Raw genomic sequence first — 13924 nt, forward strand, 5'->3', positions numbered from 1 at the left:
AATGATAAAGATACCATCGACATAACCGTCGCCATCATTGTCGTAATTCGAAAAATCCACGACACCATCGACAATGTTAATCACATCTTCTGCCATACCTTGTGAATTCTTAGGATAACTGCCAAATCCGTTCTGTCCATCGACATAGTACGCATAAGATTGGGAGGATGACCTCCAGCCAATTGCGCTCGGCATATTTACGCTGATGATGTCGAGATTGCCATAACTTACAGCATTGAAATAGTGGCCCATGCTTCCGAACCCGGTACCGAATAAAAGATCGTCGAAGTATGTTGCATCTACCTGACTAGGATTGTCTGAGAAATCAACAAGGATTGCAAGAACATTCATGCTACCGCGTTGAACATATTGAGGACCTGTTTTCGAGCGCTGATTCAAGGGTGAACTCCACATAGCATCTATTCCCCGATCCTCGTATGTTTTTTTATCCTGAAGAAACGAGGGAATGCCGATAATACCATTTACTATCATTAAGATTGATTTCAATCATAATATAGTTGTCAACAAATTATGCATTATTGATTCTTCGCTTAGCAAAATATTATCTGTGAAATGATTAACACAAGAACTATTTAGCATTAGCCACAATAACTCTCTCCAATGTGGCGCCGTCACCGCAGGTGCCTGCGCCACACCTGTTATCAGCCAATAACGGGTGCGAGTCAGGATTTATCCTGACCGCATTTATAAATTAACCACTCCTTGTGTTCTCCTCCTTGCCCGCCTGGCCAGCCCGGCATCGGTCTGACGGGCAAGAAGTCGGGCAGGACGAATTGTCACCACAAGGCGGGGAGTCGAAGGGTTTATGACAGCGGATATCATGCTTCGACTACGCTCAGCATGACACTTGTTCTATATCGTGCGGTCAGGATAAATCCTGACTCGCACAAGAAAACCATTAAAATGGTTATCGGAAATTGATGATTCTTATTAGCCCCTAACTTAAGTTAGGGGTTATTGATATACGAAAGCATAATCTGTAACCGTTTTAACGGTTTATTAGTGCGATCAAGCGAGTATGTTAAAGATGAAAATTTCCCTTGCCAATAAGCATTCACCTAAGTATATTCAATTCAGACAAAAGTTGTCGTAATTTGTTAAGGTAAGTGATTACAATAGCTTAAGAAAGATGGAATTGTTAGCGATATTGACTATAGATGAACGGCGTGAGCTTATAAAGGGTCTTGAGGAACACAACAGGGGGAAGTATTTTGCCTGTCACGAAACTCTCGAGGAAATCTGGATGGACAAGGGGGGAGATTTGAGGCGGTTTCTTCAGGGATTGATACACGTGGCGGTAGGTTTTTACCACCTAAGAGATTCAAACCATGTCGGGGCGTTCCGGCAGCTCAGCAAGGCATACGTGAAACTGTCGGACTATTCGGAAATCGATGAAGGAATCAGTGTGCCGGAGCTTTTGATTTCCTTAAAGGACTGGATAGACCGTACCAAATTTATGCTTGACAGTCCCGACAGCGACCGCGATTTCGGTACGTTCCCCAAATTCCGGTACGACGAGAAAAAGATTTTAGCTGCTGCCTGACGCAGCCGATAATTTAAGAAAGGATTAGAAAGAACAAATATGACTGAAAAGAACGGCTTGTTAACGATACAAGACCTCCATGTAAGTATAGACGATAAGCAGATTCTGAACGGCGTCGATCTGCAGATCGGACCGGGAGAAGTACATGCCATTATGGGTCCGAACGGAACCGGGAAGAGTACGCTTGCATACGCTCTGGCTGGAAAAGAGAGTTACAAGGTCACCGGCGGTTCGGTATTGATGGAGGGGAAGGACATTTTTGATATGTCTCCCGATGAGAGGGCAAGAAACGGTTTGTTTCTCGCTTTTCAGTATCCATCCGAGGTGCCCGGTGTTACGGTAGATAATTTTCTGCGCATAGCGTATAACACGATTAAAAAAGAAGAGCTGAGCATCTGGGAATTCAGAAAGATGCTGAAGGAAAAAATGGAGTTTCTCCAAATTGACGAATCATTCTCCGGCAGATACCTGAACGAAGGATTTTCCGGAGGTGAAAAAAAGCGCAATGAGATACTGCAGATGGCTGTGCTTCAGCCGAAGCTGGCGGTTCTCGACGAGACAGACTCGGGGCTGGACATAGATGCGCTGCAGATAGTCGCGAAAGGCGTTAACGAGCTGCTGCCTTCGGATTCATCTGTGTTGGTGATAACGCACTATCAGAGGATACTGCGCTATATAAATCCCGATTATGTACATGTTATGATCGAAGGTAAAATAGTCGAATCGGGCGGTTATGAATTAGCAGAGAAGTTGGAAGAAAAAGGCTACGAATGGTTGAAAGAGAAATATGGTCAACCGGGAAAGGATAAGGGCAATGGCAGTATCAACAAGTGATATAGGATTAAGCGAATATAAATACGGATTCTCCGATGAGGTTAAACCGGAGATAATATTTGACAAAGGGTTATCCCGTCAAGTTGTTGAGGATATCTCAGCCATAAAGAGCGAACCCGGCTGGATGACCGAGACTCGCCTGAAGGCATATGAAATATTCCTGGAAAAACCTATGCCGAAATGGGGAGCCGATCTCTCGGATATCGACTTCGATGATATAATCTATTTCGTTCGCGCGTCGGACAGAAAAATGACGGACTGGGATGATGTACCGGAAGAGATCAAGAACACTTTCGAGAAGCTCGGTATACCCGAATCGGAACGGAAGTTTCTCGCGGGAGCGGAGGCTCAGTATGACAGCGAGTCAGTTTATGGCGCTCTTAAAGGCGAATGGGAAAAGCAGGGGGTCATATTTGTCGATACCGACACCGCGCTCAGAGAGCATGAAAAGCTCCTGAAGAAATATTTCGGTACGGTTGTTCCGGCGGCGGATAACAAACTCGCAGCGCTCAACACTGCCGTTTGGAGCGGTGGTAGTTTTCTTTATATCCCGAAAGGAGTACGCGTCGGATTGCCGCTGCAGGCGTATTTCAGGATCAACACCCAGAATATGGGACAGTTCGAGCGAACGATGATAATCGCAGATGAAGGCTCCAACATTCAATACATTGAAGGATGCACAGCCCCAACTTACACCACTAACTCGCTTCATTCAGCAGTTGTGGAAATTATCTGTATGAAGAATTCACGTGTACGCTACACTACTCTGCAAAACTGGTCAGGCAACGTTTACAATCTTGTGACCAAGCGCGCTCAGGCATATGAAAACGCCACAATGGAATGGATAGACGCAAATCTCGGAAGCAAGGTAACGATGAAATATCCATCGGTTTTCTTGATGGAAAAGGGAGCCAAAGCGGACGTTATCTCCATAGCATTCGCGAATACGGGACAACATCAGGACGTCGGTTCCAAAGTCGTTCATTTAGCGTCTAACACATCCTCTAATATTATATCGAAATCAATTAGTAAAGGAAAGGGTAGGTCGACTTACCGTGGATTGGTTAAAATTCATGAAGGTATGATAGACTGTAAGAGCACTGTGAATTGTGACGCACTCTTGCTTGATGAAGAGTCTGCTACTGACACATACCCTTATATAGAAATAGAGGATCCAACAGCCACAGTAGAGCATGAAGCATCGGTTTCCAAACTCTCGGACGATCAATTATTTTACCTGATGCAGAGAGGGATACCGCAGGACACCGCGCGTAATATGATTGTTAATGGATTCATCGAACCGTTTACGAAGTTGTTACCCTTGGAATATGCGGTCGAGATGAACAGGCTCATTGAGCTTCAAATGGAAGGTTCTGTCGGCTAAATAATTATCCAGAATTAGAGTCAGGAAAATAATAAATGACAGAACTCTTTGATTATGATCTCAAAGACGTAGAACGTATCTCCTCGGAATCGGAGAGTCCGGATTGGATAAGCGATAAGCGGACAGAAGCATGGAAGGCATATGAGAATCTACCGATGCCGACCGTTCGGGATGAGATGTGGAAATACACGGATTTTTCATCCCTTGACCTTAAGGGTACAAAACCGCAGATCTCATCAAAATATGAACCGGTAAAGAAATTTGATGCGTTTCCGGCGGAGGCAATTTCCCTGTTGTCGGATGAGGCTATCGATTTAGAAGAGAACGGAGGAATGTGCAAACCCGGACTTCTGATCAATCACGATTCCGTAATTACGTTTACCGACATCGACCCCGAGTTATCGGAAAAGGGCGTAATCTTTTGCAGTATGACAGATGCGGTTAAAAATTATCCCGATCTGATCCAAAAGCACTTTATGGAGAAACTCGTTCCGGTCGATGAGGAAAAATTCTCTTCCTTAAATGCGGCGCTCTGGAGCGGCGGCGTATTTCTTTACGTCCCGAAAGGCGTGGAAATTGCCAAACCGTTCAAGACGTACATATTGATGACGGACGGCGGAAAGGCTCTGTTTCAGCGTTCTCTGATTGTGTTGGAACAGGGAGCCAGGGCTACATATATTGAACAGTGCCGCTCGAAAAATTACGAGACAGATTCAATAAACTCTTCGGTATCGGAAGTAATCATCGGCGAAGGCGCATCATTAGAATACATGACGCTCCAGAATTGGGGAGATAACGTTGTGGACGTTACGACCAAGAGAGCGCGTGTCGAGAGGGACGCTTCCATTAACTGGGTTGTAGGTACTCTCGGAGGAAAAGTGACAAAGAGTTTTTACGATACATTACTTAAGGGGCAGGGCGCATCGACTACTACGCGGGGATTTTTCGTCGGCAGCGGCAAACAGCACCACGACTTCTGGGGATTAATGAGTCATGAAGCCCCTGACACGACAGGAAATCTATTATATAAAGGCGTGCTGACGGATCAGTCACGTTCGGTCTTCAGGGGATTGATAAAAATCTTTGAAGTGGCTCAACGCACCGACTCATATCTAACCAATAATAATATCATTTTGAGCGACGAGGCGAGAGCGGATTCCGTTCCGACTCTCGAAATAAATGCCAACGATGTGAAAGCAAGTCACGGCGCTACGGTAGGGCATTTAGATGAAGAGGAGATCTTCTACCTGATGACCCGCGGTATTTCACGACACGCAGCGGAAAAGCTCATAATAAACGGCTATTTCGGTCCTGTTCTGAAATCTATTGACTCTGATATACTCAGAGAACACATTTACTCTTTCATCGATAAAAAAATAGGAGTATGAATGCCGCGTGAAAGGGTCGGGGGAATTAACGAAATTCCGGTCGGAAGTATGCATTCGTTTGAAATTAACGAAAAGAAGATTGCCGTTTGTAACGTAAACGGTTCGTTTCATGCGATTGAAGACGTATGTACACACGATGGAGCGCCGCTTGACCAGGGCACTATTGAAGGAAATCTTATAACCTGTCCACGGCATGGGGCCATATTTGACGTCACTACCGGCGAAGCAGTCGGAATGCCGGCGGTAGTTCCTGTTAAAACTTTCGAGATAGAAATTGAAGACGATGTTATATTTGTCAACATCGACGAATGATAATCTATGAGCATGTTTGACGTAAATGAAATCCGCAAGGATTTCCCTATACTCTCGCAATTGATTCACGACAAACCGTTGGTTTACTTAGACAACGCCGCGACCACCCAAAAACCAAAGTCTGTTGTCAAAATGATGGAGGAGTACCTCTTCAAGCATAATGCCAACGTGCACAGAGGGATTCACTATTTAAGCGAAAAGTCCACCGAAGCATACGAAGACGCACGTGTGAAAGTAGCTAAATTTTTCAATGCTCCGAAGCCTGAAGAGATAATATTCACCAGCGGGACGACCGAATCGGTAAATCTTGTGGCTCATTCCTGGGGAAGGAAGTATTTGAAAAAGGGAGATGCGATCATTCTTTCGGAGATGGAGCATCACAGCAACCTGGTCCCGTGGCAGTTGTTGTCGAAGGAGGTCGGCGTGGAGCTGAAATTCACCGGGCTGAACGAGGACAGTTCGCTGAACATGAACAGATTTAAAGAGCTCGTGGGAGAGAAAAATACAAAACTCGTAGCCATTTCATATGCTTCAAACGTTCTCGGTAATGTAAATCCCGCCGGAGAAATTGTCGAGATCGCACATTCAGCCGGAGTACCGGTACTTTTCGACGGAGCGCAAGCTGCCCCTCATTTCAAGGTCGATCTGACAGAGATAGACTGCGACTTCTTTGTGTGTTCAGCGCACAAAATGCTCGGACCGACCGGCGTGGGTATTCTTTACGGTAAATCAGAACACTTAGAAGAAATGAATCCGTTTCTCGGCGGAGGAGAGATGATCCTTGAGGTCGGTTTGCATGAATCCACCTATAAAGAACCACCGATGAGATTTGAAGCCGGTACACCGAATTACATTCAGGCTATAGGATACGGCGCCGCATTAGATTACCTGGATAAGATAGGAATGGACGCGGTTCATGAACACGAGGTAAAACTCTGCGAATATGCAGTGAGTGAGATCGCAAAGGTCGGCGGGGTCGAGGTGTATGGACCCAAGACCAACCGTTCAGGCATTATCTCCTTCAACCTCGATGGCACGCACCCTCACGACGTGGCACAACTGCTGGACGGTGAAGGTGTCGCTGTTCGTGCAGGGCATCACTGCGCTCAGCCGCTGATGAAATGGCTTAACGTGAGCTCAACGAGCCGGATCAGTTTTTATATTTACAATACGGAAGAAGAGATAGACACTTTTATTGCTGCGCTCCAAAAGATAAAAAAGATATTTAATTGAGCTTAGACAACCTATACAAAGAAGTAATAATCGATCATTACAAAAATCCGCACAATCGCGGTGTTCTCGAATCGCCTGAACTGGAATTCAACGGTCATAATCCGTTGTGCGGAGATACGGTTACCCTTCATATACAGACGGACGGGAAACAGGTTACCGATATAAAATTTCAGGGTGAAGGCTGCTCCATCAGTCAGGCTTCTATATCTATGATGACAGACAAAATAAAGGGATTGACTCCTGATGAAGTCCTGGAGCTGGTAGAAAATTTTCGGGCTATGATGAAAGGTGAGGAAGACCCGGAAATTGATATGGGCGAGCTCGAAGTTCTCCAGGGTGTGAAGCAATTTCCAGCCCGGATAAAATGCGCACTTTTAGGATGGGATACACTCAAACAGGCGATCGGGCAACTAAAATCGTAGATTCAAAACAGACTAAAATTGATAACAACAAACAATTTTCACTGTACATTGAAAAAATCTTGCATTGTGTAAACGAGCGATTTAAATTCAGTAAGAACTTAAAAATAGGGGCTTAAATATTGCTTTCCAAATTAGGGAAGGGAGAAAAAAATGACATATGTAATAGCTGAACCCTGCATAGATGAAAAGGACGCATCATGTGTAGATGCTTGTCCCGTTGACTGCATCCATCCTACCAAGGATGAAGCTCAATTTGAAGAAGTGGATATGCTTTACATCGATCCCGATGAGTGCATAGACTGCGGCGCCTGTGTAGATCCCTGCCCGGTAGACGCGATTTTTGACGAGGCGGATCTGCCATCAGAATGGGAGAAATTCACCAAGACAAACGCTGACTATTTCGCCTAATCGAATTTTTGTATTGAACAGTTCGGGCGATATCGATCAAAGCAGTATTGCTCATCGAACACTGTCGATTCAATAGGTGTGTTTCTGACCCCGACACTTGATATTGGACATATAACTTTTGACCGATATACGGGTATATGGTAAATCGACATGTAAGACCACTCAGAAAGCTCTTGAGTGGCTGAAGGATCATGACGTAGAAATAGATTATGTCGACATCATATCCTCACCTCCCCCACCGGAATTTCTCAAGAAAAATATCCACAGCGACAATCTTAAGACGTATCTGAACTCAAGAAGCAAGATATACAGGGAAAAGAGTTTGGGTGTGAAACTTCCTTCAAAAGAGGAAGCGATTTCTTTGATGCTTGAAGATCCGAATCTGATTAAAAGACCTCTGATCGTCTCTTCTAATGGTGTCTCCTTCGGATTCGACGAAGATTATTTAAACGAATTAGCATAACGGGTAATTTTAAGCGTGATCTATAAAAACGTAATGGAATTAAAGGAATCCATCAAAGGGATTGTTGATTTAGGGGATGATCTGACACCCGAAGTAAACGATGAAGAGCGTTTACACGGTGAAGTGATGGATAACCTGATAGAAACAGCCCTGTTTCACAAAGAGGATGGAGTAAAAGAACTGTGCCAGGTACTTATCCGGTCAATATCGAGAAATCTGGGCGCATACCCCGCTTCAATTCAAAATCTCTATGAGGCAATGGGGCGTGGAGAAGCGGCGGGTTTTACAGTACCGGCGATAAACATCCGGGGGATGACTCATCATTTTGCCGCCACTGTTTTCAGAGCGGCAATGAAGCTTGACGTCGGACCTTTCATTTTTGAGATCGCCCGCTCCGAAATCGGGTATACACTTCAAAGACCTTCAGAATTCTCCGCAATGATCTGTGCGGCAGCTATCAATACCGGTTACAGGGGGCCTGTATTCATTCAGGGGGACCATTTCCAGATCAAGGCAAGCGCCTATAACAAGAACGGCGAAACGGAAGTGAACGATATCAAAAGACTGATCTTAGAGGCGATCGACGCCGATTTTTATAACATCGACGTCGACACTTCCACTCTTGTCGATTTAGAGCTGGAAGGTCTTTCCGAACAGCAGAGGGAAAACTACGAAAACTGCGCTCTCTTAACTGAATTTATAAGGGAAAATGAACCGTATAACGTCACTGTCTCAGTGGGCGGCGAGATAGGGGAGGTCGGTAAAAAGAACAGTACTCCCGAGGAACTCGAAGCATTTATGGAAGGGTACAGCAAATCTCTTCCGGCTGATCTGACCGGAATCAGCAAGATCAGCGTTCAAACTGGTACATCGCACGGAGGAGTCGTTTTACCCGACGGGAGTATCGCGGACGTGAACCTTGATATTGAGACTCTGGGAGTCCTGTCCGACAGCGCCCGGAATACGCACGGGTTGTGCGGTGCGGTTCAACACGGAGCATCTACACTTCCGGATGAAGTCTTCAATAGATTCCCGGAGGTCGGATGTGCGGAGATTCACCTCGCGACCGCTTTTCAGAATTTGATTTTTGACCATCCCGCCCTGCCGCAGGAGTTCCGGGATTCAATATATGAGCACCTTTCCAAAGCTCATGCCGATGAACGGAAGGAGGAGTGGACGGATAAACAATTCTACTATAATACCCGTAAAAAGGGCTTTGGTCCCTTCAAAAGGGAGTTTTGGGAACTTGATGCCGATATAAAAAAGACTATCTTCAGTGACTTACAGAACAAATTTGAATTCCTCTTCAAAAAACTCGGTGTGGAAAATACACGGCATCACACTGATAAGTACATAACCCAGGTTTAACCCGTAGATTTTGTAGGCAATTTCCTTATTGATCAAGGGTTCTCGATTATATTTTAGTGATTAAACTAAGTCTTCAATCCCGTGCCTATGAACTGTCTTTAGTTAATCTTGTAACAGTCAAAGTTGTATGATAAATTAGCGTAACGGCTGATCACACTAATCTGACAGAAAAGGAGAAATTTCTTGAATCCCATTGAGAATATTTTGTCCATGTTGATATTTGCGGGAATCCTATTTGTGTCGTTCAGCTTCTTTTTAGTTTTGATGAGCAGAAAAATTCAGGTGCTCAGATTAGCCGTTCGCGAGGACCGCTCAGGAAATATAGGTGCGAGACTGTCCGGTGTTTTTAAATTTTTTCTCGGTCAGGGAAGAATTCTGGCCCCTAAGTACATCGGTGCGGGGATCATGCATGCCATCATATTCTGGGGTTTCATGGCAGTGGTGATAAACTCGATACACTTTGTCGGAAAAGGATTTTATCCCGATTGGAGCCTGCCTCTTTTCGGACCGGGTGATCTACTCAGCATTCTTTATCTTCCGTTTATCGACTTCTTCGAAGTTGCGGTTCTAATGATGGTTCTCTGGGCGGGTGTAAGGAGAACATTGATCAAGCCACCCAGGATAACTCTTTCATGGGATGCCGCTTTGATTTTGAGTCTCATCGGAATCCTGATGTTTACCGATCTGCTGCTGCGGGCGACAGAAGGGACGGTGCTGTCAACCTCGCCGCTCGGGAACAAATTAGCAATTATCTTTGAGGGTATGAACGCTGACAGTGTCGGCGCTGTCTTCAGAGTATCCTGGTGGATTCATTTGCTGTCATTGACATTTTTCCTCGCCTTTTTACCGGTCTCAAAACATTTTCACGTGATAACGTCCCTGTTCAACGTTTATTACAGAACTCTCAATTACGGCGCTTTGCCGATGCTTGACATCGAGAACGCTGAAAATTACGGCGTTTCGCAAATCGAACAGTTCAGCTGGAAAGACCTTCTTGATGTCTATACGTGTACGGAGTGCGGCAGATGCCAGGATGCCTGTCCCGCGTTCGCCACCGAAAAACCGCTTTCGCCAAAGCTCGTGAACGAAAATATGAGAGACCATCTTAACGACAAATCAACCACCTTAATCAATCACCCCAAGGAAGAATGGAGCGGTCCGTCGCTCGTGGGCGGTGTGATCGCCGAAGAGACAATCTGGGCCTGCACGATGTGTAAAGCGTGCGAGGAATCTTGTCCCCTCTTTATCGATTTTATCGACAGGTTCGTCGGAATGCGCCGGCATTTGGTTCTTGAAAAAAGCAGTTTTCCGCCTGAGCTGAACAATACATTCAAAAATCTCGAAACGCATGGAAACCCCTGGGGCTTAAGCTCATCAAAGAGAGAGGAATGGGCAGATGGACTTGACGTTCCGAGGATGAACGATTCACCCGGTGAAATCGAAGTCCTATACTGGGTGGGCTGTGCCGGAGCGCTCGACGATGCGAATAAACCCGTATCGACATCCATGATAAAAATTATGAAAGAGGCGGGAGTAAAATTTGCGATTCTGGGTAAAGAAGAAACGTGCACGGGTGATGCGGCTCGAAGACTCGGAAACGAATACCTCTTTCAGGTGCTTGCTTCACAGAACATAGAGACTTTTGAGAAATACGGAATTAAGAAAATAGTGACTCAATGTCCGCACTGTTTCAATACTATTAAAAACGAGTATCCCCAGCTGGAAGGAAATTACGAGGTCGTGCATCACACCGATTTTATAGCGGAGTTAATACGGGATGGAAAAATCAAACCGGAAAAAGAGAATAAACTTAATTTAACTTATCACGATTCATGTTTTATAGGGAGGCACAACGGCATCTATGACAGTCCCAGGGAAGCGCTCTCCTCGGTCCCGGGGGTTTCTATGACGGAGATGCCGCGATCGAGGGAAAACGGTTTCTGCTGCGGCGCCGGAGGAGGGAGAATGTGGTTAGAAGAAACTACGCCTAAGGTCAACCAAAACCGCGTTGATGAAGCCGCTTCGATAAATGTGGATACGGTAGCTACCGCATGTCCCTTCTGCAAGACGATGATAAGGGACGGAATCAATGAAACGGGTAGAGCCGAGCAAATGAAAACGGTGGACATCGCACAGGTGGTAGCCGATTCAATCTGATTTATCGGTCAGCGGTTAAGAGCTCAGGAAGACTGTTCCACTATTTACCGGCATGGAGCACGCCGACTGTGTCGATGCTGCATTAACTCAGTTAATGTTCCGAAGGTCACGAAGGACTCCCTCGGAGAACTCCGCTGGAGCACTCCAAAAAAAACGAGATTGCCCGATAGATGTCGGGCGGGGAGTCGAAGCATAACCAATTTAGCTTACACACTTCGACCACGCTCAGGGTGACGTGAAAACCGTTCGAGCGTCTCACTGTCAAATATTATTCATGAAATCAACCCGGCGTTAGTTGAACAGACATATTGTTTCAAAATAATATCAATTTATCTATAAAAAGCAGCAGTAGGAACGATGAGCGTAACGAAGAAAACTGTACTATATAAACCTTTAATTAACAATAACATAGAACACTTAAAATGTACAGATTAAATTGCGATTGTTTTTCAATATGAAATTTAGCGTTTCAATATGAAACGATATGAATATTCTCATTCAGTTTCGTTCTTGACTCTCATATCGTTCTTAAATACCTTAAGAAATAATAGGCGGCTAAATTAATGGTACAGATACTCAAATTCGTAGTTCTTTTCGCATACATCGCAGCGTTGTACTATTACGCTCTCGATTTTACGGGAAAACGAAGAGGTTTCCTGCTAAAACCCGTCAACGTGTTGCAAACTGCTATTGTTATTCACCTGTTTTATTGGGGAGCGTTGTATTTCAATTCAGGAAATTTGCCGATTGGAAGTCTATTCGGAGCTCTAACGACTTTCGTCCTGCTGATCTCCCTGATATATATGTTTATAGAAATCGTCGTTAAAGACCGGTCATTCGGCATATTTCTTCTTCCGCTTGTCATACTGTTGCAGGGAATATCATCAATATTTATAAGAACTGACGCCGTCCAATCACCAATATTGGAGAACGCGATATTTGAAATTCACGTGATATCCATGATAGTCTCCTACTCCGCATTTTCTTTAGGAGCGATCGCAGGAGTTATGCATTTGCTGCTGTCGCAAAAGATCAAAAGACAAAAATTGGGAATACTGTACATAAACCTTCCTTCTTTACAATTTCTTTCACAGGTAATAGTCATATCAGTCTATTTTGGCTTTGTTTTCCTGACAGCGGGAATGTTGTTAGGTTTTTTCAACGCTTTTCAGGTGCCGGAAGCAGGAATTTCGTTCTTTGATCCGAAGATAATTTCTGTCATCCTTACGTGGGCTATATACGGTTATTTCATATTAAGACATTTATTGAAACGGTTAGGCGCCAAAGAATCGGCGTATCTTTCACTGGTCGGATTCCTGATGATATTTTTTACCTTTTTTGTAGTAAACATACTGATGACAACTTTTCATCTGTTTCCGTAGAAAGAGTAGAAATTGAAAATCTCAGGCGCCATTTACCCGAATTTTAAACCGAAGGATAAAGAATCCGTCGAGTACAAATCTTTGGATTCTATAGAAAAAAGCACAATATCCGAATCTGATGAGGCGATAAGAGTCGAGTTTGAAGATTTAGTCTACCTGTTTGTCGTTTCAGCTGTTGAGAATCTGAGATTTACTCGATTGAAGAAAGAATTTGAGAGTCTGAGTGATAAGATCGTGACCTACACTCATGGTGAGTCGGTTGAAAAGCTTTTCAGGTTAAGCTGCGGGCTTGACATAGAGCCGGTCGGAAGTGATAGATGGTACAGGCAACTCGACTCTGAAATGAGTTCGGCAAGAGAGGCGGACCGTATCGGTCCTATATTTTCAAAATTACACAGAGATCTTACGAGGGTTGTGAAAAGGGCAATCGGTTCGACGGGAATAAGAGATGGCGCGGTGGACAGCATTTCGGCATCGGCAGACCTTGCGAACAAAATATTCGGCGAACTCGATGAAACGAACATCGTAATTCATGCCTCTCCCTCCTTCAGGAACCGGGTAAGGGAGGTGTTTGAAAAGCGTGGAGTTCTGTCGATGAATTCTGTAAGTAAACTGAGTCTGAAAGAACTTTATAATAAAGGAATCGACATATTGGTCATAGGAGATGGAAAAGCCGGTTCGGTAGATCTGGGAGGGGATAATATCGCAAACGAACTCTCAACAAGGGAATCACCATTTCTAATTCTTGATTTCGGGGAAAGCCCTGTGTCGATACCGTCTCAGAATGAGATTTCGACTCTGTACTATACTCACTCCGATTCGTATGAGGAGGTGATATCGCGAAATATCCGGATGCGCAAGGAGTCTGTTAAAGAGGTTGAAGAACTCATCGAACCGGAACTGAAAAAATTCATTAAGTGGACAGAATCAGACAAATGGGACGTCTCAAAAAGCATAGTTTCGAGGTCGCGTCTGATGCAGGAGGTTTTTGAACTTATCGATAAATTGG

General features: G+C 44.7%; 14 protein-coding genes. 13 read left to right on the forward strand and 1 reads right to left on the reverse strand.

Annotated elements, in window-relative coordinates:
- Positions 1–492: hypothetical protein (locus tag IID12_07005; protein ID MCH8288839.1), on the reverse strand; the 492-nt coding region annotated here is incomplete at its 3' end.
- A 658-nt stretch (positions 493–1150) separates the two neighbouring features.
- On the opposite strand from IID12_07005, the gene IID12_07010 reads away from it, so the two are divergent.
- The 13 genes from IID12_07010 to IID12_07070 all read left to right on the forward strand — a co-directional run.
- A complete protein-coding gene (locus tag IID12_07010; protein MCH8288840.1) occupies positions 1151–1564 on the forward strand; it encodes a DUF309 domain-containing protein in 414 nt (137 codons plus the stop codon).
- 39 nt (positions 1565–1603) lie between these two features.
- A complete protein-coding gene (gene sufC / locus IID12_07015) occupies positions 1604–2398 on the forward strand; it encodes a Fe-S cluster assembly ATPase SufC (protein ID MCH8288841.1) in 795 nt (264 codons plus the stop codon).
- Positions 2379–3782: a Fe-S cluster assembly protein SufB gene (gene sufB, locus IID12_07020; protein ID MCH8288842.1), complete on the forward strand. Its 1404-nt coding sequence runs from the start codon at positions 2379–2381 to the stop codon at positions 3780–3782. Before sufC ends, sufB begins: the two co-directional genes overlap by 20 nt.
- A 35-nt stretch (positions 3783–3817) precedes the next feature.
- A complete protein-coding gene (sufD, locus tag IID12_07025) occupies positions 3818–5170 on the forward strand; it encodes a Fe-S cluster assembly protein SufD (protein MCH8288843.1) in 1353 nt (450 codons plus the stop codon).
- Positions 5171–5482 (forward strand): non-heme iron oxygenase ferredoxin subunit, encoded by a 312-nt coding sequence (locus IID12_07030; GenBank protein ID MCH8288844.1) that lies wholly within the window; start codon positions 5171–5173, stop codon positions 5480–5482.
- A 12-nt stretch (positions 5483–5494) separates the two neighbouring features.
- Positions 5495–6715: a cysteine desulfurase gene (locus tag IID12_07035; GenBank protein MCH8288845.1), complete on the forward strand. Its 1221-nt coding sequence runs from the start codon at positions 5495–5497 to the stop codon at positions 6713–6715.
- A complete protein-coding gene (locus IID12_07040) occupies positions 6712–7137 on the forward strand; it encodes an SUF system NifU family Fe-S cluster assembly protein (protein MCH8288846.1) in 426 nt (141 codons plus the stop codon). Before IID12_07035 ends, IID12_07040 begins: the two co-directional genes overlap by 4 nt.
- 150 nt (positions 7138–7287) lie before the next feature.
- Positions 7288–7545, forward strand: coding sequence for a ferredoxin family protein (locus IID12_07045; protein ID MCH8288847.1), 258 nt, complete (start codon positions 7288–7290; stop codon positions 7543–7545).
- Between the two features lie 118 nt (positions 7546–7663).
- Positions 7664–8008, forward strand: a complete 345-nt coding sequence (locus tag IID12_07050) for an arsenate reductase family protein (GenBank protein MCH8288848.1) — start codon at positions 7664–7666, stop codon at positions 8006–8008.
- Between the two features lie 33 nt (positions 8009–8041).
- The gene (locus IID12_07055; GenBank protein MCH8288849.1) at positions 8042–9376 is read left to right on the forward strand and encodes a class II fructose-bisphosphate aldolase; all 1335 of its coding nucleotides are present in this window, start codon (positions 8042–8044) and stop codon (positions 9374–9376) included.
- 183 nt (positions 9377–9559) lie between these two features.
- Positions 9560–11533, forward strand: a complete 1974-nt coding sequence (locus IID12_07060; GenBank protein MCH8288850.1) for a (Fe-S)-binding protein — start codon at positions 9560–9562, stop codon at positions 11531–11533.
- 563 nt (positions 11534–12096) lie between these two features.
- The gene (gene ccsA, locus IID12_07065; protein MCH8288851.1) at positions 12097–12915 is read left to right on the forward strand and encodes a cytochrome c biogenesis protein CcsA; all 819 of its coding nucleotides are present in this window, start codon (positions 12097–12099) and stop codon (positions 12913–12915) included.
- Between the two features lie 12 nt (positions 12916–12927).
- Positions 12928–13924 (forward strand): hypothetical protein (locus tag IID12_07070; protein MCH8288852.1); only part of this gene is annotated, 997 nt, incomplete at its 3' end.

The sequence above is a fragment of the Candidatus Neomarinimicrobiota bacterium genome, from assembly GCA_022567655.1.
Lineage (GTDB): Bacteria > Fidelibacterota > SORT01 > SORT01 > SORT01 > JADFGO01.